The 22,535-nt window shown below is 73.0% G+C and carries 14 protein-coding genes; 8 read left to right on the forward strand and 6 right to left on the reverse strand.

Going from position 1 to position 22,535, the window contains the following annotated elements; all coding sequences use genetic code 11:
* From treZ to WMF14_RS13785, 6 genes are all read left to right on the forward strand, one after another.
* Positions 1-1,845 carry a malto-oligosyltrehalose trehalohydrolase gene (gene treZ, locus WMF14_RS13760; protein WP_437801425.1) on the forward strand — a complete coding sequence of 615 codons (1,845 nt, stop codon included), beginning with the start codon at positions 1-3 and terminating at the stop codon, positions 1,843-1,845.
* A complete protein-coding gene (gene tsaA / locus WMF14_RS13765) occupies positions 1,839-2,648 on the forward strand; it encodes a tRNA (N6-threonylcarbamoyladenosine(37)-N6)-methyltransferase TrmO (protein ID WP_437801426.1) in 810 nt (269 codons plus the stop codon). The genes treZ and tsaA overlap by 7 nt, the downstream gene beginning before the upstream one ends.
* A gap of 233 nt (positions 2,649-2,881) precedes the next feature.
* Positions 2,882-5,263, forward strand: a complete 2,382-nt coding sequence (locus tag WMF14_RS13770; protein WP_437801427.1) for a PAS domain S-box protein — start codon at positions 2,882-2,884, stop codon at positions 5,261-5,263.
* A gap of 246 nt (positions 5,264-5,509) precedes the next feature.
* Positions 5,510-8,839, forward strand: a complete 3,330-nt coding sequence (locus WMF14_RS13775; protein ID WP_437801428.1) for an HAD-IC family P-type ATPase — start codon at positions 5,510-5,512, stop codon at positions 8,837-8,839.
* Positions 8,836-9,120: a hypothetical protein gene (locus tag WMF14_RS13780; protein WP_272103227.1), complete on the forward strand. Its 285-nt coding sequence runs from the start codon at positions 8,836-8,838 to the stop codon at positions 9,118-9,120. The genes WMF14_RS13775 and WMF14_RS13780 overlap by 4 nt, the downstream gene beginning before the upstream one ends.
* The gene (locus tag WMF14_RS13785) at positions 9,117-9,731 is read left to right on the forward strand and encodes an HMA2 domain-containing protein (RefSeq protein WP_437801429.1); all 615 of its coding nucleotides are present in this window, start codon (positions 9,117-9,119) and stop codon (positions 9,729-9,731) included. The genes WMF14_RS13780 and WMF14_RS13785 overlap by 4 nt, the downstream gene beginning before the upstream one ends.
* Before the next feature lie 187 nt (positions 9,732-9,918).
* On the opposite strand, the gene WMF14_RS13790 is transcribed toward WMF14_RS13785, so the two are convergent.
* Positions 9,919-10,059 (reverse strand): hypothetical protein, encoded by a 141-nt coding sequence (locus WMF14_RS13790; RefSeq protein ID WP_437801430.1) that lies wholly within the window; start codon positions 10,057-10,059, stop codon positions 9,919-9,921.
* A 760-nt stretch (positions 10,060-10,819) separates the two neighbouring features.
* Between WMF14_RS13790 and WMF14_RS13795 the strand changes: the two genes are divergently transcribed.
* The gene (locus WMF14_RS13795; RefSeq protein ID WP_437801431.1) at positions 10,820-12,145 is read left to right on the forward strand and encodes a collagen-like protein; all 1,326 of its coding nucleotides are present in this window, start codon (positions 10,820-10,822) and stop codon (positions 12,143-12,145) included.
* Positions 12,146-12,439: 294 nt separating this feature from the next.
* Here WMF14_RS13795 and carB read toward each other — a convergent pair whose 3' ends face one another.
* The 5 genes from carB to WMF14_RS13820 form a co-directional block, all read right to left on the reverse strand.
* Positions 12,440-15,712, reverse strand: a complete 3,273-nt coding sequence (carB, locus tag WMF14_RS13800; protein ID WP_437801432.1) for a carbamoyl-phosphate synthase (glutamine-hydrolyzing) large subunit — start codon at positions 15,710-15,712, stop codon at positions 12,440-12,442.
* A gap of 2 nt (positions 15,713-15,714) precedes the next feature.
* Positions 15,715-16,881, reverse strand: a complete 1,167-nt coding sequence (gene carA, locus WMF14_RS13805; protein ID WP_437801433.1) for a glutamine-hydrolyzing carbamoyl-phosphate synthase small subunit — start codon at positions 16,879-16,881, stop codon at positions 15,715-15,717.
* A gap of 368 nt (positions 16,882-17,249) precedes the next feature.
* The gene (locus WMF14_RS13810; protein WP_272103233.1) at positions 17,250-18,968 is read right to left on the reverse strand and encodes a carbamoyltransferase family protein; all 1,719 of its coding nucleotides are present in this window, start codon (positions 18,966-18,968) and stop codon (positions 17,250-17,252) included.
* Between the two features lie 204 nt (positions 18,969-19,172).
* Entirely contained in the window at positions 19,173-20,390 is a 1,218-nt protein-coding gene (locus tag WMF14_RS13815) for a molybdopterin molybdotransferase MoeA (RefSeq protein WP_437801434.1), read from the reverse strand.
* Positions 20,387-20,923 (reverse strand): MogA/MoaB family molybdenum cofactor biosynthesis protein, encoded by a 537-nt coding sequence (locus WMF14_RS13820; RefSeq protein WP_437801435.1) that lies wholly within the window; start codon positions 20,921-20,923, stop codon positions 20,387-20,389. Before WMF14_RS13820 ends, WMF14_RS13815 begins: the two co-directional genes overlap by 4 nt.
* A 248-nt stretch (positions 20,924-21,171) precedes the next feature.
* On the opposite strand from WMF14_RS13820, the gene WMF14_RS13825 reads away from it, so the two are divergent.
* Complete coding sequence (locus WMF14_RS13825; protein WP_272103236.1) at positions 21,172-22,125, forward strand: prolipoprotein diacylglyceryl transferase; 954 nt, start codon at positions 21,172-21,174, stop codon at positions 22,123-22,125.
* Positions 22,126-22,535: the final 410 nt, after the last annotated feature.

A 22,535-nucleotide genomic window follows, 5' to 3' on the forward strand; every position in this document is an offset into this window, starting at 1 on the left:
ATGAAGGCGATGCGCACGATGGGCGCGTGGATCGACGGCGGCGCGGTCCGCTTCCGCGTCTGGGCGCCCGACCACGATCGGATCGAGATCGTCACCTACGGGGCCGACGGCCAGGAGGTCACGGGCGTGCTGCCGGCGGCCCCGACCGGCGACGGCTACTTCGATGCGACGGCGCCGGGCCTCGGGGCCGGCGCGCTCTACAAGGTGCGGATCGACGGCGAGGGGCCGTTCCCGGACCCGTACTCCCGCGCGCAGCCGCTCGGGGTCCACGGCCCGTCGGCGGCCTTTGACCCCTCGTTCGCGTGGACGGACGCGGGGTGGCGGGGCGTCGCGCTCGAGGATCTCGTCCTCTACGAGGTCCACGTCGGCGCGGCGACCCCGGAGGGCACGTTCGACGCGCTCATCGGGGGGCTCGCCGAGCTCCGGGAGCTCGGGATCACGGCGATCGAGCTCATGCCGGTCGCGAGCTTCCCGGGCGAGCGCGGGTGGGGGTACGACGGGGTCGACCTCTTCGCGCCGCACGCGGCCTACGGCGGCCCGGCGGGCCTGCGCCGCCTGGTCGACGCGGCCCACGCCGCGGGGCTCGGCGTGATCCTCGACTGCGTCTACAACCACTTCGGCCCCGACGGGAACTACCTCCGCGCCTACGCGGGGCGCTACTTCACCGATCGGCACAAGACGCCCTGGGGCGACGCGGTGAACTACGACGGCGCGGGCGCCGAGCAGGTCCGCGCGCTCGTCCTCGAGAACGTCGAGATGTGGATCCGCGACTTCCACATCGACGGCCTCCGCCTCGACGCGACCCACGCGATCGTCGACGACTCCGAGCCGCACATCCTCCGCGAGATCGGCGAGCGCGCGCGGGCGGCCGGCGAGGGGCGGCGCGTCCTCGTGATCGCCGAGGACAGCCACAACGACGCGCGCCTCGTGACGCCCGTCGAGCAGGGCGGGTACGGCCTCGACGCTGTGTGGTCCGACGACTTCCACCACGAGCTGCGCGTCCTGTTCGCCGGGGATCGCGATGGCTACTTCGAAGATCACACGGGCACCGCCGAGGACATCGCGGCGACGATCCGCAAGGGGTGGCTCTACGAGGGGCAGATCTCGAAGCACGCGGGCAAGCCGCGGGGCACGCCCGCGGATCCGGTGCCGCCGCCGCGCTTCGTCCACTGCATCCAGAACCACGATCAGATCGGCAACCGCGCCGTCGGCGATCGGCTCGGGGACAAGGTGAGCCCGGCGGCCTTCCGGACGATGTCGGCGCTGCTCCTGCTCACGCCGTACACGCCGCTGCTGTTCATGGGTCAGGAGTGGAACGCGCGGACGCCGTTCCAGTACTTCACCGATCACGAGGCCGAGCTCGGCCGGCTCGTGACCGAGGGCCGCCGGCGCGAGTTCCAGTACTTCGCGGCGTTCGCCGGCGAGGAGGTGCCGGATCCGCAGGACCCGCGGACGTTCCAGCGCTCGAAGCTCGATCACGCCGAGCGGCGGCGGCCCGAGCACGCCGGCGTGCTCGCGTGGTACCGCGAGCTCCTCCGCCTCCGCGCCTCGCACCCCGCGCTGCGGAGCCGCGCGCGCGGCGCCTTCTCGGCCGACGCGCTCTCGCCGGACGCGATCTGCGTCGAGCGCCGCGGCGGCGGCGTCGCCGTGATCGCGCTCTGCGCGCTCCGGGGCGCGCTCTCGCTCGACCTCGGCCGCCCGGAGGCGCGGGCGCTCGCGTTCAGCGAGGAGCCGCGGTTCGGCGGCGCGGCGCGGCGGCCGCCGCTCGAGCGCGGCCGGGTGGAGATCGAGGGGCCGGCGGTCCTGATCGTCGAGGTGCCCGATCCTTCCGGGGCGCCGTGCTGAAGCCCGTCACGTTCACGCCCATCGGCGTGGTGCGCACGCCGTTCTCCGACAAGGTGAGCGCGCCGCGGCAGCCCCACGCGGCGGGCAGCGCCGAGGGGACCATCGAGCTCGTGCCGGGCCTCGGGCTGGAGCACGCGCTCTCGGACATCGAGGGGTGGGACTACCTCTGGGTGGTCTTCTGGTTCCACCTCAACGAGGGCTGGCGCCCGAAGGTGCTGCCGCCGAGGAGCGCCGGCAAGCGGCGCGGCGTGCTGTCGACGCGCTCGCCGCACCGCCCGAACCCCATCGGCCTCAGCGCGGTGAGGCTGCTCGCGGTGGACGGGCTCACCCTGCGCGTCGGCGGCGTGGACATGATCGACGGCACGCCGGTGCTCGATCTCAAGCCCTACGTGCCGTACGCGGACGCCCACCCGCACGCGCGCACCGGCTGGCTCACGCCGCTCGCGGAGGAGCCGGGCGCCGGGGCGCCGGTCGACCCCGAGCCCGGCTTCGAGGTGGCGTGGTGCGCGCGCGCCGCCGAGCAGGCCGCGTGGATCGAGGAGGCGCACGGCTTCGCGCTGCGCGAGCGCGTGGACCGGGTGCTCGCGCTCGGCCCGCAGCCGCACCCCTACCGCCGGATCCGCGCCGACGGGGACGCGATGCGCCTCGCCGTGACGTCGTGGCGGGTGCGGTTCAGGGCCGAGGGGCGGCGGATCGACGTGCTGTCGGTGGCGACGGGCTACCGCGAGAAGGAGCTCGTCGGCGGCGAGGGCCCGGATCTCGAGGCGCACCGGCGGTTCGTGGAGCGGTTCGGCCGCAGCTAGCGATCGGCGATCGACCGGCGCCGCCTGCTCGCCAGGCACGCTCGGATCGCCCGGTATTCCGGCGATCTCGCGTGACGATTCACGTCCGCGTCGCTTGCAGCACGCGCTCGAGGCGGACAAATGCTCAGCGTGTTCATCGGGGACATCTCGTCTGGGCATCGGGCCGACGCGCTCGACGGAGACGCCTGCTGACGGTGCGGCCGGAGCGTCGCTGCAGCTCGGCTGACCAGGGGGTGAGCCCCCTTCATTGCGCGCCCTCGCCGGTTCTGTACGCGGCCTCGCCGGACGACGGCTGCGGCGACGGGGGGCAGATCGCGGGGGAGCTGCAGCTGAAGGCGGCCCTCCTGGACCGGCTCGGCGAGGCGGCCCTCGCATGGGAGCTCGGCGGATCGAGCGCGATCGTGTACTTCGGCGCCGGGGCCGAGCAGCTCTACGGCTTCCAGGCGCGCGACGCCCTCGGGCGGTCGAGCCACGATCTCCTGCGCACCGCCCTGCCGGCGCCGCTCGCGCAGATCGAGGCGGCGCTCGTGCGCGACGGCCTCTGGGACGGCGAGATCCTGCGCACGACCCGCGACGGCCGGGAGATCCTCGTCGAGAGCCGCCTGCGGCTCGTCGAAGGGGTGGAGCGCCGGCGGCTCGTCCTGGAGACCGGGCGCGAGAGCACCGCCAGGCGGCGCGCCGAGGAGGCCCTGCGCGACAGCGAGGCGTGCTTCCGCAACATGGCCGATCACGCGCCCGTCATGATCTGGGTCACGGGCGCCGACGGCAGCTGCACGTACGCGAGCCGGGGTTGGCTGGACTTCTCGGGCCAGACCGAGTCGGCCGCCCTGGGCGCCGGCTGGATCGAGGCGGTGCACCCCGAGGATCGCTCGGCGGCCATGCAGGCGTTCGTGCGGGCCAACGAGCGGCGCGATGCCTACAGGATGGATTTCCGCGTGCGCCGCCGCGACGGCGTGTACCGCTGGTGCATCGACTCGGCCGCTCCGCGGCTCGGCCCGGGCGGCGAGTTCCTGGGCTACGTCGGCTCGATCATCGACATCACCGAGCGCAAGGAGGCGGAGCTCCAGCTGCAGGAGCGGGAGGAGGAGCTGCGCCGCGCCATCATGGCGACCTCGTTCCCCATCATGATCTACGCCGACGATGGGCACGTCGTCTGCGTCAACAGCGCGTGGACGGACATCAGCGGCTACACCCGCGAGCAGATCCCCACGGTCACGGCGTGGCTCGACAAGGCGTTCGGGGCGAGGAGCGCTGCCATCCACGCCCGTGTGGCGTCCTTGTTCGATAACGAAGAGGCGTCGGGCGAGAACGAGCTCACCCTCACCACGGCGAGCGGCGCCGAGCGCACGTGGGTCTTCAGCTCCGCTCGGCTGGGGAGGGACGCGGCGGGCCGGCGGCTCCTGGTCACCATCGCCTACGACATCACCGAGCGGAAGCGGGCCGGCGACGCCTGGGAGGCGACGCTGAGGGAAGCGGACCAGAACAAAGATGCGTTCCTGGCGATGCTGGCGCACGAGCTGCGCAATCCGCTCGGGCCCATCCGCAATGCGGTGGAGATCCTGCGGAGCACCGGGATGGAGCAGCCGTCGCTCCTGCGGGCGTGCGGCGTGATCGAGCGGCAGGTGGCGCACATGGCCCGGCTGGTGGACGACCTGCTCGACGTGTCGCGCGTGGCGCGCGGGAGGATCCAGCTGAGGAAGGAGCGCTGCGACCTGTCCCGGCTGGTCCGGCAGACCGCCGAGGACTACCGCAGCACGCTGGAGGTGAGCGGCCTGGAGCTCCAGCTGGAGCTGCCGGCCGGGCCGCTCTGGGTCTCCGGCGATCCCACGCGCCTGTCGCAGGCGGTCAGCAACGTGCTGCACAACGCCAACAAGTTCACCGACGCCGGCGGTCGGGTGACGGTCGCGCTCTCGGCGACGTCGGACGGCTCCGCCGCGATCCGCGTCCGCGATACCGGCATCGGCGTGGAGCCGGCGACGCTGGCGCGCATGTTCGAGGCGTTCAGCCAGGCCGAGCGCAGCCTGGACCGCAACCGGGGCGGGCTCGGGCTGGGGCTGGCGCTCGTGAAGGGTCTTGTCGAACTCCACGGCGGCGCGGCGTCGGCCGAGAGCGCGGGCGTCGGCCACGGGACGGAGATCGCCCTCCGCCTGCCGCTTGCGCGCGGGCCCGAGGCGCCCCCGGAGCGCGCCGCGCCGCCGCCGCGCCACGACTCGAGGCCGGCCGGCGCCGTGAGGTCGCTGCGCGTCCTGATCATCGAGGACAACGAGGACGCCGCCGAGATGCTGCAGGTGCTCCTCACGATGAACGGCCATCAGGTCGAGGTGGCCCTGTCCGGGGTCGCGGGGGTGGAAGCGGCCCGCTCGTTCCGGCCGGAGGTCATCCTGTGCGACATCGGCCTCCCCGGCGGGATGGATGGCTGCGGCGTGGCGCGGGCGTTGAAAGCCTTGGAGGAGAGCGCGGACGTCGCCCCGTCGCTGATGATCGCGCTGACGGGTTATGGCCAGGAGCGGGACCAGCGCCGGGTCCGCGAGGCCGGCTTCGATATGCACTTCATCAAGCCGATCGATCCGGGCTCGCTGCAGAGCCTCCTGGCCTCCGTGGCGACGCGGGCGTGACGGCGACGAGGGCGCCGGCGCGCCGCCGCGCCGGCCCGGCGGCTCGATGTGGCTCGCTCGCACACAGGCGCTGGCTCGACCTTTGAAAAGGCCTTCGCCTCAGCGCGGAGGATCATGGAGCGTCGGGGTACGGGCTGGATCGATCTTCGTGGCAGGCGCGGGGGCCGCGGCGGCGGCGCGCGCCGGCGCGCTCGTGCAGATCGCACGCCTGCGCGCGATCTGCACGGGCGCGCAGGGATCGCGCGGGTGCGCGCGGAGGTGGCCGGCCTCTTCGGAGACGCTGCGCGCGCCGCGCGCATCGAGCGCGACCTCGCGGCGATCCCTGGCGTCGTGTCCGCGCGGGCGAGCGCGCGCACCGGGCGGGTGCTCGTGCGCGTGGGGCAGGACGCGGCGGACGAGGCTGCGCTCGTGCTCGGCGCCCACGCCGTGCCCGGCGCCCCGCCGCCGCCGTCCGCGCGCCGCGCCGCGCGGGCCCTGGCCGAAGGCGTGGGCGCGCTCGTGCACGCGGCGCGTGGCTGGGCGCGCCCCCGCGAGAGCGCGGCGGGCGAGGGCGACCGCCGCGCGTGGCAGGCGCGGGCCTGGGGGAGCGAGGGCGCGCCGGCCGGGCAGGGTGAGGGCGCGCCGGCCGGGCAGGGGGAGGGCGCGCCGGCCGGGCAGGGTGAGGGCGCGCCGGCCGGGCAGGGGGAGGGCGCGCCGGCCGGGCAGGGGGAGAGCGCGCTGGCCGGGCAGGGCGGAGGCGAGCGCGCCCGCCGCGTCGACGTGGCGCTCCGCGCCCACGCGGAGGACGCGGGCGAGGTCGCCCGCGCGCTCGGCGTCGATCCGCGCGAGGGGCTCCCCGCCGCCGAGGCGCGCCGCCGCCTCCGCGCGGTCGGCCCGAACGAGCTCGCCGGCGTCGCGACCCGCTCGTCGATCGAGATCCTCGCCGGGCAGATCTTCACGGTGCCCACGGCGATGCTCCTCGGCGCGGCGGGCCTGTCGCTCGCGCTCGGCGACCTGATCGACGCCGGCGCCGTCCTCCTCGTCGTCGGCGCGAACGCCGCGATCGGCACGTACACCGAGTCGCGCGCCGAGGAGCTCCTGCACGCGTGGGGCGAGCTCCGCGTCGGGTGGGCGCGCGTCGTGCGCGACGGGCGCGAGCAGCGGCTCGCCGCCGCGGAGCTCGTGCCGGGCGACGTGCTCGCGCTGCGCGCAGGCGAGCCGGTCGCGGCGGACGCGCGCGTCGTCGACGCGCACGGCCTCGCCGCCGACGAGAGCACGCTGACCGGCGAGAGCGAGCCCGCCGAGAAGCGCGCCGCGAGGGTCGGCGGCGTCGCGCCGCTCGCCGAGCGCCGCAGCATGGTGTACGCGGGCACCACGATCGCCTCGGGCGAGGGGGCGGCGGTGGTCGTCGCGACGGGCCGGTGGACCGCGCTCGGGGACATCCAGCGCGCGCTCTCCCGCGAGTCCGATCGCACCCCGCCGCTCGAGCAGGAGCTCGCCTGGATCGGCCAGCGCCTCGCGACCTTCGCGCTCGCGAGCTCGTCGGCGGTGATGGTCGTCGGCCTCGCGCGCCGGAGGCCGCTCCACGCGCTCTTGCGGAGCGCCGTCGCGCTCGGCGTCGCCGCCATCCCCGAGGGGTTCCCCACCGTGGGCACCACGGCGCTCGCGCTCGCGAGCCGCCGCCTGCGCGGCTCCGGCATCGTGATCCGCCGCCTCGCCGCGGCCGAGACGCTCGGCGCGGTGAGCGTCGTCTGCGCCGACAAGACCGGCACGCTCACCGAGAACCGGATGCAGGTGGCCGAGATCTTCCTCCCCGGCGAGGGCGCGCTGCGGGTGGAGCGCGGCGCCCGCCGGGGCGACGGCGCGGGGCCTGGGCGACGGATCGCGCTGATCGGCGAGGACGGGCGCGAGGTCGACGCCGCCGCCCCGCGCGTGCACGCGCTCGCGCGCATCGCCGCGCTGAACGCCGACGTCGAGCTGAGCGAGGCGGGCAAGGTCGTCCAGGGCAGCGGCACCGAGCGCGCCCTCGTGGAGTTCGCGCTCGCCGCCGGCTACCCCGTGTCGGCGCGGCGCCTCGCGGCCCGGCGCGTGAGCGAGGCGCGACGCTCGGCCGAGCGCGCGTTCATGGTGACGGTCCACGACCACCCGGAGCTCGGGCACATCGAGCTCGTGAAGGGCGCGCCCGAGCAGGTCGTCGCGCGCTGCGACGCGCCGCCTCGGGGCGAGGCGCTCGGCGACGAGCGCGGCGAGGCGCTCCGGCACAACGACGCGATGGCCTCGCGGGGGCTGCGCGTGCTCGCGCTCGCGTGGCGGCAGAACGGCCGGCCGGACAACGACGCTCCGCTCGAGTTCGCCGGCCTCGTCGGCCTCCGCGACCCGCCTCGCCCCGGCGTGCGGGAGGCGCTCGAGGCCCTCTCTGGCGCCGGCATCCGCACCCTGATGCTCACGGGCGACCAGGAGCGGACCGCGCGCGCGATCGGCGCCGAGCTCGGCATCCCACCGGACGCCGTGCACAGCCGGGTCACCCCGGAGGCCAAGCTCGAGATCGTGCGGGCGCTCCAGCAGGGCGGCGCGATCGTGGCGATGACGGGCGACGGCGTGAACGACGGGCCCGCGCTCAAGGCGGCCGACGTCGGCGTGGCCATGGGCAAGCGCGGGACGGACATCGCGCGGGCCGTGGCCGACGTGGTCCTCGCCGAGGACGATCTGCCGAGCCTCACCGAGGCGGTCTGCGAGGGGCGGCGGCTCCACGACAACGTCCGCCGGGCGATCGCCTACTTCGTCGCGACGAACGCGAGCGAGGTCCTCGCGATGCTTGTCGGCGCCCTCTGCGGCGCCTCGCCGCTGACGCCGCTGCAGCTGCTCTGGATCAACCTGCTCACCGACGTGGCGCCGGCGCTCGCGCTCGCGCTCGAGCCCGCCGAGCCCGGCGTCATGCGGCGCCCCCCGCGCGACCCTGCGGCGCGGCTGCTCGGCGCGGCCGATCTCCGCGCGCTGGGCGTGGACGCGGCCGCGATGTCCGGCGCGTCGCTGTCGGCGTACGCGCTCGGCGGCCGGGCCACCGCGGGGACGAGGGCGTTCACGGCGCTGGTGACCGCGCAGCTGCTCCACATGCTGGCCTGCCGCGCCGGCGCCGGGGATCTCGCGCCCGGGGCCGCGCTCCGCCGGGACAGCCCGCACGTGGCCCGCGCGCTCGCCGCCACGTCCGCGCTCCAGGCGCTCGCGCTCGGCTCCCGGTCCCTCGGCCGCCTGCTCGGGGCGCAGCGCCTAAGCGCCGGGGAGCTCGCGCTCGCCGTGGCCCTCGGCGCGCTGCCCGCGCTGCTCCGCGGCCCTCTGGGGCGCTCCGCGAGCGCCGGCCGCGAGATCGTGTTCGTCAACGGCAGGCGCACGGAAGCGGAATCGGAATCGGAATCGGAAGCGGAAGCGGAATCGGAATCGAACGCGTCGGCAGAAGCCGAAGCGAAAGCAGCAGAAGCGAGAGCAGAAAAGGCAACGGACGAGGGCACAGGCGAGGGGGCGGGGGCGGCCGAGAGACCCAAGCAAGGCGTGCGCGCCACGCGCGTCGCCGGGCTGCGCAAGGGAGACATGGCATCATGAAGTTCCATCCACCGTCGTTCGCCCTGGGGGTTGGCACTGCCGTCCTCCTGATGGGCAAGAAGCAGCACCTCCGGCCGGTGGTCGTCGAGATCGCGGCGCTCGGGCTCCACCTGGGCAGGCTGGGCCTCGGCTTGATCGAGCGCCAGCGGGAGCACGTCGAGGATCTCTTCGCCGAGGTCACCGAGCGGGTGCGCCAGAAGGCCGCGGGCGGAGCGCACGGCCAGCGGGCTGCGCACAAGAGCAACGGCGCCTCGGGGCTCCACGGCGAGCCGTCGTCATGACGTCGCCGCCGGTCCTCGTCGTCCACGCCCTGGGGCGGCGCGTCCGCTTGCGCGCGCCGGCGCTGGCCGGCCATCGCCGCGTGTGCGAGCGGATCGCGGAGAAGCTCGCCGCCGATCCTGCGTGCGAGGTCGTCTCGATCCGTCCGATGACGGGCTCGGTGATCGTCGAGCGCTCCGAGGGCGAGCTCGAGCCGGAGCGGCTCCGCGCCCTGCTCGCCGGCCTGGTCGACGGGGCGCGCGACGACGACGGCCACCCGATCGGCGCGCCGCGGCCCGAGGGCCACCCTGGCCCGACGCGCGTCGCCCGCGCGGTCGCGCACGCCTTTGCCGGGATCAACGCCGATGTGCGCGAGGCGATGGATTACCGCGCGGATCTGGGCACCATCTTGCCGGTCGTCTTCGCGGCGGCGGGGCTCGCCGAGGTCGGGGCGACGCGCAGGCTGCCTGTGCCGGCCTGGTTCAACCTGCTCTGGTGGTCGCTCCGGTGGTTCATGACGTTCAACCCCGGGGCGATCTCGGAGGAGCTGCACAGCGGCGGCGGGGCGGAGGGCCAGCCGGGCGTCGCGGGCGAGGGGCCCGACGAGGCGGTCCCCGTGTGCGACGATCTCTAGAGCAGCGGTCACCCGCTTCGGATACGGGCCCACCTCGGCGTTTTCGGTGCTCAGCGCACCGGAGTGCGCTTGCGCGCCGAAAACGCCGATCTGGGCCCGTCTCCTGTGCGGGTGACCGCCGCTCTGCTCGGCGTGGTGCAGAGGTAGGCGGAAAGCGCTGTAGAGCGTCGGGGGCCGCTGGGGCGGGCTAGCTCGGCCCTTGGCGCAGCGCGCCGATCAGGTAGATGCCGCCCATCACGGTGAGCAGGGCGCCGGCGAGGCCCTGAGTCCAGCGCGAGTTCACAACCTCGGCGAGCGCGACGGGGATCAGCGTGCTCAGCAAGATCATGGTTCGGAAAAACATCTTCCTTTCGCGGTCGCCCCTCGGTCGGGGCGCTCCGGGCGCGGGCGAAGGCGGGCTCGTCGGCTCGGCGCGCGGGGGCAGCGCTCGGCGGGAGCTGCCCCCGCGGCGCTCGCGCGGAGGGCAGGAGAGCGCGAGACAAGGGCATTCCTCCGGCGGGGCCAGGATTCTCGGCGGTCACCTCGCCTCGGACATCTCCTTGGGATCGCGGCGTGATCGTGTCGGTGCGCTTTCGAGCTCGTGGCGGCTCCTGTCGACCCCGACGTAAAGCGGCGATGTCTCACGATGGCTCGGGAATAGATTGAACCTTGGTGGCGGGGCGCGTACCCTCTTGGTCCGGATCGTAAGCCCCGGAAGCAGAGGGGAACACGTTGATGGTGCGACTGCAATTCCCGGTGTGGCTAGGCCTGACTGTTGCATCGCTCGCCGTGTTTCCGGGCTGTAGCTGTGGCAGTCCCGACGTGTCCGTGCCTGGGGCCGGGTCGGGGGGTGAGGGGCTCGGGGGTGCTGGCGGGGCTGGTGCAGGCGATCCTGTGGCTTCGGCGGGCGGGGGTGGCGCAGGTGGGCGGCCCGAGGTCGGGGAGCGGGGCATCGCTGCGGGCGAGATGGTCAGCGCGGGGAAGGTCGTGAGGAGTCCGAGCTATCGCATGGTCTTCACGCTCGGTCAGCCGACGCAGATGCAGGGAAAGGCGACCTCACCGAGTTACCGCGTGCAGGGCGGTCTGGTCGGGGCGAACGGGAGCTTGCCATGAACGGGATGGGACGGCGTGTCCTCGCGATGGGTGTTTTTCTCGCCGCCTCCGTCGGCCTCGCGCGCGGCGCGGCCGCCGCCGTGCCGATGCAGATCTCGCATCAGGGGCGGCTCTTCACGGCCAACGGCGAGCCGGTCAATGACGTCCTCTCGGTGACGTTCGCCATCTACGCCGCCGAGGACGACGACGATCCGCTCTGGAGCGAGGCGATCGCGCTCTCGTTCGATGAAGGCTATTTCTCCACGGTGCTCGACTTCACCGAGGAGCAGGCCGAAAAGGTCTTTGACGGCTCGGTCCGCTACATCGGAATCGCGGTCGGGGACGATCGGGAGATGGAGCCTCGCGCTTCGATAGGGAGCGTCCCGTATGCGATGGTCGCGAACAACGCCGTTGGTGAGATCACGCCGAAGCTGGTGAAGATCGGCGGCCGGGTCGTCATCGACGAGAGCGGCAACTGGGTGGGCGACTCGAGCGGCATCGCGGGGCCGAGGGGACCGACGGGGCCGACAGGGCCCGAGGGGCCGGCGGGGCCGACAGGGCCCCAGGGGCCGAAGGGGCCCGAGGGGCCGACGGGGCCCCAGGGATCGACGGGGCCCGCGGGCGCGACAGGGCCCGAGGGGCCGGCGGGGCCGGCTGGCCTGCCCGGCGAGAGGGGACCGATGGGGCCCGAGGGACCGACGGGGCCCACGGGCGCGACAGGGCCCCAGGGTCCGATGGGGCCCGAGGGATTGATGGGCCCTGAGGGCCCGATGGGGCCTGAGGGCCCGATGGGGCCTGAGGGCCCGATGGGACCCGAGGGACCGATGGGCCCTGAGGGCCCGATGGGACTCGATGGCCCGATGGGACCCGAGGGGCCGACGGGGCCCACGGGCGCGACAGGGCCCCAGGGGCCGACGGGGGTGGTCGCCACGATCGCGATTGCGGGCAACATGGCTCCCCTTTTTGATGGTGGCAGCTCCGCGTATGTCTTCGTCGGCCCCCCGGGGTCGGTGACCATCACCGGCAGCCAGCGCGTGACCGGATCGGCCTCTGCGCCGCTCGGGTTGCGGTCGTCCAGCGCTGCGTTCGTCGCTCCGCTCGGCCTCTGCTACCAGCGCCGCAGCGGCGGCGAGCTGGTCAACTTCTTCGGAGGCATCTTTACGAGCCACTATTTCACGCCGACCCGCACAACCTACTCGGTCTCTGCCACGACGGTGCTGACAGAGGGCGAATGGAATGTCGGCATGTGCCTCCGCAACGAGGGGACCAGCCCGATCCAGGGATCGACCTCGACGACCGGCAACGGCTTTGTGAACGGCTGGTTCATCGTCACGAACGACTGAGGGCGAGCCCGCCGTCAGGGGTCGTGAGCCCGGCGCTGCTCTCAGGAAGGCAGCCGGCCCCGTGCAGGGGTGTTTTATCGCGGGGAGCGGAGGGGACCGGTGTTCGTTCTGCTGTCAGGAACGTGACAGACCCCATGCGGGGGTGTCCGTCACGGGGCGCGGAGAGGGCCGGCGTTTGTCCTGTTCTCACGAAGGCGGCCGGCCCCGTGCGGCGGTGTCCGCCGCGGGGCCGGGCAGCTCGGCACGACGTCCCGAGCCACCCGGAGCCTCTCCTCGCCGCGTCGGCGCCTCAGGTCACCTCAGCGCGACCGGGCTCCGCGCGAGGTACTCGTCGTAGGACAGCGTCCGCAGATCCTCGATCCTCTTCGCGCGCATCGCCCCGATGACCGCCCGCGCGAGCTGGAGGTCCGTGAGGAGCGGGATGTTCGCGTCGACCGCGCGCCGCCGGATCAGGTAGCCGTCCGGACGGCCGAGCTGGTCGTACTCGCGGGGGATGTTGATCACGAGATCCACCTTCCCCTGCTCGATGGCGCTCATCGCCGTCTCTCCCTCGTCGGGCTGCTTCGCGAGGCTCGTGCACTCGAGCCCGAGCGCCCGGAGCGCCTCGGCCGTGCCCGGCGTCGCGAAGATGGGGAGCTTCAGGTGCTCGGCGATGACGCGGGCCTCGTCGGCGAACCAGTACTTGTCCTCGAGGGGCCCGAGCGAGAGCAGCACGCCCTTCTTGGGGAACCTGAAGCCGGTCGCGAGCAGCGAGTGCAGGAGCGCCTCGTGCATGTCGTCGCCGAAGCAGCCGACCTCGCCGGTGCTCGCCATCTCCACGCCGAGCATCGGATCGGCCCCCACGAGGCGCGAGAACGAGAACATCGGCGCCTTCACCCCGACGTAATCGAGGTCGAGCCCGCGGTTCTCGACCGGCTGCGACACGCCGAGCATCCTGCGCATCGCCTCCCGGACGAAGTTGTTCCCCGTGACCTTCGACACGAAGGGGAAGCTCCGCGACGCGCGCAGGTTGCACTCGATCACCTTGACCGTGTTGTGCTTGGCCAAGAACTGCATGTTGAACGGCCCGGTGATCGAGAGCGAGCGCGCCACCTGCTGGGCGATCTGCTTGATCCTGCGGATCGTCGCGATGTAGAGCGACTGGGGGGGCAGGACGAGCGTCGCGTCGCCGCTGTGGACGCCGGCGTTCTCGATGTGCTCGCTGATCGCCCAGAGGATGATCTCACCGCGATCGGCGACCGCGTCGATCTCCACCTCGCGGGCGTGGGTCTCGAACTTGGACACGACCACGGGGTAGGCGGGGGAGACGGCCTTCGCGCGGGCGAGGATGCGATCGAGCTCGTTGGGCTCGTGCGCCACGCTCATGGCCGCGCCGCTCAGCACGTAGCTCGGCCGCACGAGGACGGGGAAGCCGCCGAGCTTGTTCACGATCTCGCCCGCCTGGCCCGCGTCGACGACGTGCGCCCAGCGCGGCTGGTCGATCTCCAGCCGGTCGAGCAGATCGCTGAACTTCTTCCGGTCCTCGGCGGTGTCGATGCTCCCCGGGCTCGTGCCGAGGATGCGCGCCCCCGCCTCGTGCAGCCGGAGCGCCAGGTTGTTCGGGACCTGCCCGCCCATGCTGACCACGATGCCGTAGGGCTGCTCCCGCTCGTAGATGTCGAGCACCGTCTCGAAGCTGATCTCGTCGAAGACCAGCTTGTCGCACGTGTCGTAGTCGGTGCTGACCGTCTCCGGGTTGTAGTTCAGCATCATGGTCTCGTAGCCGAGCTCCGAGGCCGCGCGGATCGCGTTGACGCAGCACCAGTCGAACTCGACGCTCGATCCGATGCGGTAGGCGCCGGAGCCGAGCACCATGATCTTCTTCCGCCAGGACGGCGCGACGTCGGTGGCCGACGCGTGGTAGCTCGAATAGAGGTAGTTCGTCTCGGCGGGGAACTCGGCCGCGAGCGTGTCGATCTGGGCGAGGTGCGGCACGACGCCGTGCCGCTTCCTGGCCTCCCGGATCGAGCCCCGCGGCGCGCCCGTCAGCGTGCCGATCATCCGGTCGCTGAAGCCGAGCTGCTTCGCCTCCCGGAGGGTCGCCTCCTCGAGCGCCGGCTCCTGCGCGGCCGCGGCCTTGTCGGCCTGCGCAGGGACGGCGACCTTGAGCGCCTTCAGGTCCCGGTGCATCCGCACGATCGGGTCGATCTGGTTCAAGAACCACCGGTCGATCTTGGTGAGGTCGTGGATCTCGTCGACCGCCATCCCCTCCTGGAGCGCGCGGGCCACGGCGAAGATCCGGAGCGGCGTCGCGTTCTTCAGCTCGTCGCGGAGGTCCTGGAAGGTGAACGCGTCGGGGTCGAGCCCCTTCACCCCGATGTCGAGCATGCGGAGCGCCTTCTGGATGACCTCGGGGAACGTCCTGCCGATGGCCATGACCTCGCCGACGCTCTTCATCTCGCTGCCGATCCGCATCGACGCGCCGCGGAACTTGCCGAGATCCCAGCGCGGGACCTTGCAGACGAGGTAGTCGAGCGCCGGCTCGAAGAACGCGGTCGTCCTGCGGGTGATCGCGTTGGCGATCTCCGGCATGGTGTAGCCGACGGCGATCTTCGCGGCGACGTAGGCGAGCGGGTAGCCCGTCGCCTTGCTGGCGAGGGCGCTCGACCGGGAGAGGCGCGCGTTCACCTCGATGACCCGGTAATCGGCGCTGTGCGGGTCGAGCGCGTACTGGATGTTGCACTCGCCCACGATGCCGAGGTGGCGGATCGTCTTCAGCGCGACCGAGCGGAGGAGCTGGTACTCCTCGTCGTTCAGCGTCTGCGACGGGGCGACGACGATCGACTCCCCTGTATGGATCCCCATCGGGTCGAGGTTCTCCATGTTGCAGACGGTGATGCAGTTGTCGCGCCCGTCCCGGACGACCTCGTACTCGATCTCCTTCCAGCCCCGGAGGCACTCCTCGACGAGCACCTGGGGCACGCCGCCGGCGAAGCCGCGGCGCACGGCGTCCTCGAGGTCGCGCTCGCTCTCGACGATGCCGCTGCCCTTGCCGCCGAGCGCGTAGCCGCCGCGGAGCATCACGGGGAACCCGATCTCGCGCGCCGCCGCCATGGCCTCGGCCGGCGAGCGGCAGGCGCGGCTGCGGGCCGTCTTCACGCCGATCTCGTCGAGGCGCTCGATGAAGAGCCGCCGGTCCTCGGTGTCGCGGATCGCCTTGATCGGCGTGCCGAGCACCCGCACGCCGTACTTGTCGAGGATACCGGAGTCGTGGAGCTCGAGCCCGCAGTTGAGCGCGGTCTGCCCGCCGAAGGAGAGGGCGATCGCGTCGACCTCCTCCTTGACGATGATCCGCTCGACGAACTCCGGGGTGACCGCGCAGAGGTGGATGCGGTCGGCGAGCCCCTCGCTCGTCTGGATGGTGGCGATGTTGGGGTTCACGAGGACGGTGGCGATCCCCTCTTCCTTGAGGGCCTTGATCGCCTGCGACCCCGAGTAGTCGAACTCGCCGGCCTGGCCGATCTGGAGCGCGCCGGAGCCGAGCACGAGGACGCGCCGGGGTTTCTTGGGGAGATAGGCGCCGTACATGCTCAGCTCCTTCCTGCAGTGGGGGTAGAGCGGGGATCCACGGCAGCGGCCCCCGCGGTCTTGAGTCGCGAATCGGAGGACCCCTTCATCGCGCCGCAGAGGCGGAGGAAGTCGTCGAACAGGTAGCTTGCGTCCTCGGGCCCGGGCGTCGCCTCGGGGTGGAACTGGACGCTGAAGAAGGGGCGGAGCCGCGAGCGGATGCCCTCGTTGGTGCCGTCGTTGATGTTGACGAACCAGGGCTCCCACTCGGCGGGCAGCGACTCGTGCTTCACCGCGTACCCGTGGTTCTGGCTCGTGACGTAACAGCGGCGGCTCAGGAGGTCCTGCACCGGCTGGTTCACGCCGCGGTGGCCGTACGGCAGCTTGAAGGTGTCGCCGCCGGCGGCCAGCGCGAGGATCTGGTTGCCGAGGCAGATGCCGAAGATCGGCTTCGTGTAGGTGCTGAGCAGGCCGCGCAGCGCGGTGACCAGCTGGCCGAGGTCCTTGGGGTCGCCGGGGCCGTTGCCGATGAGGATGCCGTCGGCGCTCTCGGCGAGCTCGGCGATGGGCGCGTGGTAGGGGGCGCGGATGACGGTCACCCCTCGCCGCAGGAGCGAGCGGACGATGTTGTCCTTCGCGCCCGCGTCGATGAGGAGCACCTTCAGGGGGCCGCCCTCGTACGTGATGGGCTCGCGGGGCGAAACGAGGCGGAACACCTCCTCGCGCATGTCCACGGCCTCGGCCGAGCGCTTCACCCGCTCGAGGTCCATCTCGGCCGGGAACAGCCAGCCCTTCATCGTGCCGACCTCCCGGAGCCGCCGCGTCAGCGTGCGCGTGTCGATCCCCGTGATCGCCGGGATGCCCTCGCTGGCGAGCCAGGCGCCGAGCGAGCGGACCGCGGCGTGGTGGCTGTACCGCTCCACGTAGCTCTGGACCACGAGGCCCTGCACCTGGATGCGGTCGGCCTCGTAAGGCCCGTCGACGCTGCCCGCTCTCCGCGGCGCGGGCACGCCGTAGCTGCCCACGAGCGGGTACGTGATCGTCAGGATCTGGCCTCTGTACGAGGGATCCGTGAGCGTCTCGACGTACCCCGTCATGCCGGTGTTGAAGACGACCTCGCCGCTCACCGCGCGCGGGGCGCCGAAGCACCGGCCCGTCATGGTCGTCCCGTCTTCGAGTACGAGCTTCATCCGATTCGCATCCATCCTCTTTGACCGCCTGGGCCGCCGCGGCGCGGACCCTTACGCAGGAGGGGCCGTGAGCGCATGCAGCGCCGTGGGCCCATGGGGTACCAGGTCCGCGCGCACGCCGCGCGGCGGGCCGGCATCATGCTCGAGGCAAGGCGTCCAAGCACCCCCGCTCGTCGGCACCGGTTGCTCCGGCGCTCCGTCGAGGTGGGGCAGGGCGCCCGGCGTCCCGTTCTTCCACATGCCGGGGACGCCCATTTGCCGTCCCCTCGCTCCACGTCAACCACGAACTTTCGGCCGAGCTTTCTCGGCCGCTTCCGGCCCGCTTTTCGCGGCCTGTCCGGAGCGCGCCGGAGCGCGCGCGGGTCTGCCTAGAGGGCCGGCGCGCGCTCGAGGTAGGCCCGCTCGAGGACGAGCACGTCCATCTTGGTCCGGAGGAAGCAGTCGAGCGCTTCCTTTGGGGTGCAAACGATCGGCTCGCTCGCGTTGAACGAGGTGTTCAGGAGGACGGGCGTGCCGGTCTGCCGGCCGAACTCGCTGATGAGCGCGTGGTAGCGCGGGTTCTCCTGGGCGGTCACCGTCTGGAGGCGCCCCGTGCCGTCGACGTGGGTCACGGCGGGGATCTCCGCGCGGCGCTCGGGCTTGATCTTGTAGACCTTGACCATGAACGGATCCGGCGAGGTCTGCTCGAAGTAGTCGCCGACGCGCTCGAGGGGGAGCGCCGGCGCGAAGGGGCGGAACAGCTCGCGGCGCTTGATCCGCTCGTTCATCACGTCCTTGATGTCCACCCGCCGCGGGTCGCAGAGGATGCTGCGGTTGCCGAGCGCGCGCGGGCCGTACTCCATCCGCCCCTGGAACCAGCCGACCACCTTGCCCTCGCTGAGCGCCCTGGCGACGCGGGGGATCAGGTCCTCGTCGGGGAGGGTCTCGAACGCGACCTGCTCCTTCCGGAGCAGCTCGTCGATGGTCTCCTGCGAGAAGGCCGGGCCGAAGTAGCTGTGCGTCTGGTGGAAGCCGCGCGGGTTGTCGAGCTTGTGGTGGTGGACGTAGAGCGCCGCGCCGAACGACGTGCCCGCGTCGCCGGCTGCGGGCTGGATGAAGACATCGTCGAACAGCCCCTTCGGCCGGATCTTCCCGGCGGCCACGCTGTTGTAGGCGCAGCCGCCCGCGAGGGCGAGGCGCGTCGAGCCGGTGAGGTGCTTCGCCGTCGCGAGCAGCTCGAAGTACACCTCCTCGAACGCCGCTTGGGTCGAGGCGGCAACCGCCATGAAGCGATCTTCCATCCGGCTCTTCGGGCTGCGGGCGGGGCCGAGCAGGTCGATCAGGCGCTCGGAGTGGATGGGGCCGTAGCGCGGCTCGCCCTCCCAGGTCATCGCGATGCCCTTCGTGTGGTGCTGGAAGTACTCGAGCCCGAGCTCGAACGCCCCGTCCTTGACGCGCACCACCTGCCGGAGCTTGTCGAGCAGATCCGGCTGGCCGTAAGCCGCCAGCCCCATGACCTTGTACTCGTCGCCGAACTTCGGGAAGCCGAGGTACTGCGTCAGGCCCGAGTAGAACAGCCCGAGCGAGTGGGGGAAGCCGACGCGCCGGAGGATCTCCAGCTTGTTGCCGCGGCCGCGCGCCCACATCGTGCTGACGAAGTCGCCGAAGGCGTCGACGGACAGGACCGCCGCCTCGTCGAAGCCCGAGGGGAAGAACGCGGAGGCGAGGTGCGCGCGGTGGTGCTCGACGCTGTGCGACGCGGCGCGGATGCGCTTCGGATCGACGCCGAGCGCGGCGCCGAGGTGCACCTTCGGGTCGCTCGCGCCGAGCGAGCCCTTGAGGAGCCCTGCCGGCGAGCGCCGCGTCAGCGCGTAGAGGAGCTTGTCGCCGAGGTGCGCCCTCGTGTCGCGGCTGATCGCGATGTGATCGATGTCCTCGACCCGCGCGCCGGCGGCGCCGAGGCAGTACTCGACCGCGAGCCGCGGGAAGCCCGCGCAGTGCTTGATCCTGCTGAACCGCTCCTCCTCCGCCGCCGCGACGAGCTGGCCGTCGACGAGCAGGGCGGCCGACGCATCGCCGTGATAGGCGTTGATCCCGAGGATGAGCATGGCTCCGCCATCTTCCGGCGCCCCCGCGCGAGGGTCAAGGCGAGCCCTCCGTGCGAGCGCAGCGTGATGGAGCGCGGGTTCGTGACGTAATTTCGGCGGTCGCGTGGCAATGCGGCGCATTGCAGGCAATGCCCCCCGCTGCGCGGCAATGCCCTCCGCTGCCGCGGCCATGCTGCGCGCAGCGCGGCATGGCGCGGCGTGCGCTCAGATCTCCGCGAGGCGGATGGCCTCGAGGCGATCGCCCGCGTCGATGCGCTCCCGATCGGCCGGCACGAGGACGAGCGCGTCGGCCTCGGCGAAGCTCGTGACGGCGCCCGACGCCTGGTTCGCGGCGATGCGGGCGACGAGCTCGCCGCTCGAGACGTCGAGGCGGGTGCGGAGGAACTCGGCGCGACCGGTCTGGCGCCTGAGCGCGCTGTCCGCGCGGACGATCACGCGGGGCGGCCGCGGCGCCGCGTCGCCCTGGAGCGCGCGGAGCAGCGGCACGCCGAAGAGGACGAACGTGAGCGAGGCCGAGGCCGGATTGCCTGGCAGCCCGAGCACGTGGACGACGCCGCACCGCGAGAGCTCGGCGCGCCCCACCGCGAGCGGCTTGCCCGGCTTGATGGCGACGCGCCAGAAATCGAGCGACACGCCGGCTGCCTCGAGCGCGGGGCGGACGATGTCGTGATCGCCGACGCTCACGCCGCCGACGGTCACCACGAGATCGGACCCGCGCAGCGCCGTCGACACCGCCTCGGCGGCGCGCGCCGCGTCGTCGGGGACGAACGGCGAGACGCGGACCGCAGCGCCCGCCGCGCGCGCCGTCGCGGCGATGAAGTAGCTGTTCGACTCCGGGATCGTGCCGGTGGGGCCTGGCGAGCCGGGCCCGCGCAGCTCGTCGCCGGAGCACATCACCGTGACCACGGGGCGGCGCGCGACGAGGACGCTCGGGCGATCGAGCGCGGCCGCGAGCGCGACCTTCCCCGGCGTGAGCCGCGCTCCTCGGCGCAGCGGGACGGCGCCCTCCGCGAGGTCCGCGCCACGGCGGCGCACCCAGGCGCCCGCCCGCGGCGCTTCCTGCAGGGTGATCTCGTCGCCGCTGCGCGCGGCGTCCTCCTGCGGCGCGATCGCGTCGGCGCCGGGCGGCAGCCGCGCGCCGGTGAAGATCCGACACGCCGTGCCCGGCTGGAGCGCCGGCAGCGGGCGGCCGGCCGCGCTCTCGCCGCGGACGGGCAGCCTGAAGGGCCCGCTGCCCGCGAGGTCGGCCGAGGCGACGGCGTAGCCGTCCATCGCGCTGTAGTCGAAGGCCGGCATCGCGTCGGCGGCCGCGATGTCCTCGGCAAGCACGCGCCCTGCCGCGTCGTCGAGCGGCACCCGCTCGGGGCCGACCGGGATCGCGGTCGCGAGCAGCCGATCGAGCGCCTCTTCGAAGGGGATCATCCGCGCTGCTCCTCGCCCTGCGCGGGCTGCGGGGGTCGGTGGTGGTGCCCGCCCTTGCCGGACGCCAGCGTGACCGCGTGCGCGAGGACGGGGCCGATGATCTGCGTGACGGCGAGCTCCACCGCCTTCGGGCTGCCGGGCAGCGCGATCACCACGAGCCCTCGCGCGACGCCCGCCGCGGCGCGCGACAGGATTGCGTTCGGCCCGATGGCGTCCCAGCTCAGGCGCCGGAACGCCTCGCCGAAGCCGTCGAGCGTCTTCTCGAAGAGCGGCGCGAGCGCCTCGAGGGTCCGGTCGCGCGGGGCGATCCCGGTCCCGCCTGTGGTGACGACCGCGTCGGCCGAGCCGGCGTCCGCGATCTGAACGATCGCGGCTCGCAGCAGCTCGGGCTCCTCGCGGACGACGGCGTGGGATGTCACGGAGAAGCCGGCGCGCTTCAGGAGCTCGCCGAGGAGCTGTCCGCCCTCGTCATCGTCGAGGGTGCGGGTGTCACTGAGCGTCAGCGTGGCGACGCGCACGGGGGAGCGGCTCATGCGGCAGATTTACGCCTGTCCCCGGCGATAGGCGAACTCTTGACGACACCGGCGCGACGTCGCGGCGGACTTCGCCCGAGCGCGGTGGCGCAACGGCGCGATCGCCGATCGAGCGAAGGCGGCCTCGCTGCGTCCCAGGCGCTCCCGCCGCGCCCAGCGAGCCGTCCGCGGCGCGCGGCGCGGCCTTGTCGCTCCGACGTCATCGACGGCGGATGGCTTTCGCCCCGTCGCTGCGCTAGGGGAGCGGCGTGTCAGGCCCTCTGATCCCTTACATCGAGCTCCCCGAGATCCCGCTCGCTTTCCTGGAGCACATCCCGCTCGTGGGGCAGCTCATCGATCCGGCGAAGCCGCCGTCGATCAAGCCGTTCGGCACGCTGGTGGCGCTCGGCGTCTACATCGGCGCCATGGTCGCCACGCGGCACGCCCGCGAGCGGCGCCTCGACGAGAAGAAGATGAGCGAGTTCATCTTCTGGGTCGTGGCGGCCGGGTTCATCGGCGGGCACGTCCTCGACGCGATCTTCTATCACCCGCAGCGCGTCGCCCGGGATCCTCTCTATCTCTTCGCGCTCTGGGACGGCCTGTCGAGCTTCGGCGGCTTCACAGGCGCGCTGATCGGCGCCTTCTCGTGGCGCTTCTATCGCCGCGAGCGGATCCTGCCCTACTGCGAGGTCGTCAACAGCGCGTTTCCGCTCGCGTGGGTCTTCGGGCGCGCAGGCTGCGCGTCGGTCCACGATCATCCGGGCCGCATTTCCGACGCATGGTTCGCGGTCCAATACCCGCTCGGGACGGGACACGTCGGCCGGTTCGATCTCGGCCTGTATGAGTGTGTGCTCGCGATCCCGCTCGCGATCGCGTTCGCGGTGCTCTGGCGCCGGAACCCCCATCGTCCGCTCGGCTTCTACACGGGGATCATGTGCACCGCGTACGCTCCGGTGCGGTTCGCGCTGGATTTCCTGCGCGAGCGAGAGGGCACGGTCGTCGGCGGCGATCCGCGCTATGGCGGTCTCACTCCGGCGCAGTGGGCCTGCTTCGGTCTGTTCGCGGTGGGGCTCTATTTCCTGCGCATGGCGGCGCGCGGCGAGCCGTCGAGCGCCGGCGCGGACCCGCTGGACGGCTCGCCGCGCGTCGCGGACGACGACCCGTCCGACGAGGACGATGAGCCCGAGGCGCCTCGGGCCTCCCGCGCCCGGGCCGAAAGGTGAGCCCGCACCTGGGCGCCGTGGAGCGGTCGTTTCGGGTCTCGGACGGATCCGCGCCGCGCGATGCGCTCATACGCTGGTTGGCGCTGGACCGCTCGGCCCTTCCGACCGCTGGGCGTCCCGAGCGCCGGCCTGGCGACGCCCGCCTGTGACGGAGTGCGCGCGCGGTGGAGCCCCTGGTCGCCTGGGGCGCCCTCGGTCTTCCGGACCGGCGCTCGGGTGAGGGGCGTAAGGCCCCCAAGGCGCGTGGGGGCCCGGGACGGCTCCTTCCGGGCCTTCATTTGGCTCGCCCGCCCGTGGCGGGTCCCTTGACGCGCCTGGGGCGCCAGATATCGTGGGGTGGAGTTTGCACCAGAGGGTCGGCCCGCCGACCTTCGCTCGATTGAGCTCGGTCGCTCCTTCCGCCGACGGAG

This window comes from Sorangium sp. So ce693 (assembly GCF_051521375.1).
Lineage (GTDB): Bacteria > Myxococcota_A > Polyangia > Polyangiales > Polyangiaceae > Sorangium > Sorangium atrum.

Bases quoted from the DNA above. Each gene is read 5' to 3' on its own strand.
- treZ (WP_437801425.1), top strand. From the start codon at position 1: ATGAAGGCGATGCGCACGATGGGCGCGTGGATCGACGGCGGCGCGGTC.
- WMF14_RS13780 (WP_272103227.1), top strand. From the start codon at position 8,836: ATGAAGTTCCATCCACCGTCGTTCGCCCTGGGGGTTGGCACTGCCGTC.
- WMF14_RS13785 (WP_437801429.1), top strand. From the start codon at position 9,117: ATGACGTCGCCGCCGGTCCTCGTCGTCCACGCCCTGGGGCGGCGCGTC.
- WMF14_RS13790 (WP_437801430.1), bottom strand. From the start codon at position 10,059: ATGATCTTGCTGAGCACGCTGATCCCCGTCGCGCTCGCCGAGGTTGTG.
- WMF14_RS13795 (WP_437801431.1), top strand. From the start codon at position 10,820: ATGAACGGGATGGGACGGCGTGTCCTCGCGATGGGTGTTTTTCTCGCC.
- carB (WP_437801432.1), bottom strand. From the start codon at position 15,712: ATGTACGGCGCCTATCTCCCCAAGAAACCCCGGCGCGTCCTCGTGCTC.
- carA (WP_437801433.1), bottom strand. From the start codon at position 16,881: ATGAAGCTCGTACTCGAAGACGGGACGACCATGACGGGCCGGTGCTTC.
- WMF14_RS13810 (WP_272103233.1), bottom strand. From the start codon at position 18,968: ATGCTCATCCTCGGGATCAACGCCTATCACGGCGATGCGTCGGCCGCC.
- WMF14_RS13815 (WP_437801434.1), bottom strand. From the start codon at position 20,390: ATGATCCCCTTCGAAGAGGCGCTCGATCGGCTGCTCGCGACCGCGATC.
- WMF14_RS13820 (WP_437801435.1), bottom strand. From the start codon at position 20,923: ATGAGCCGCTCCCCCGTGCGCGTCGCCACGCTGACGCTCAGTGACACC.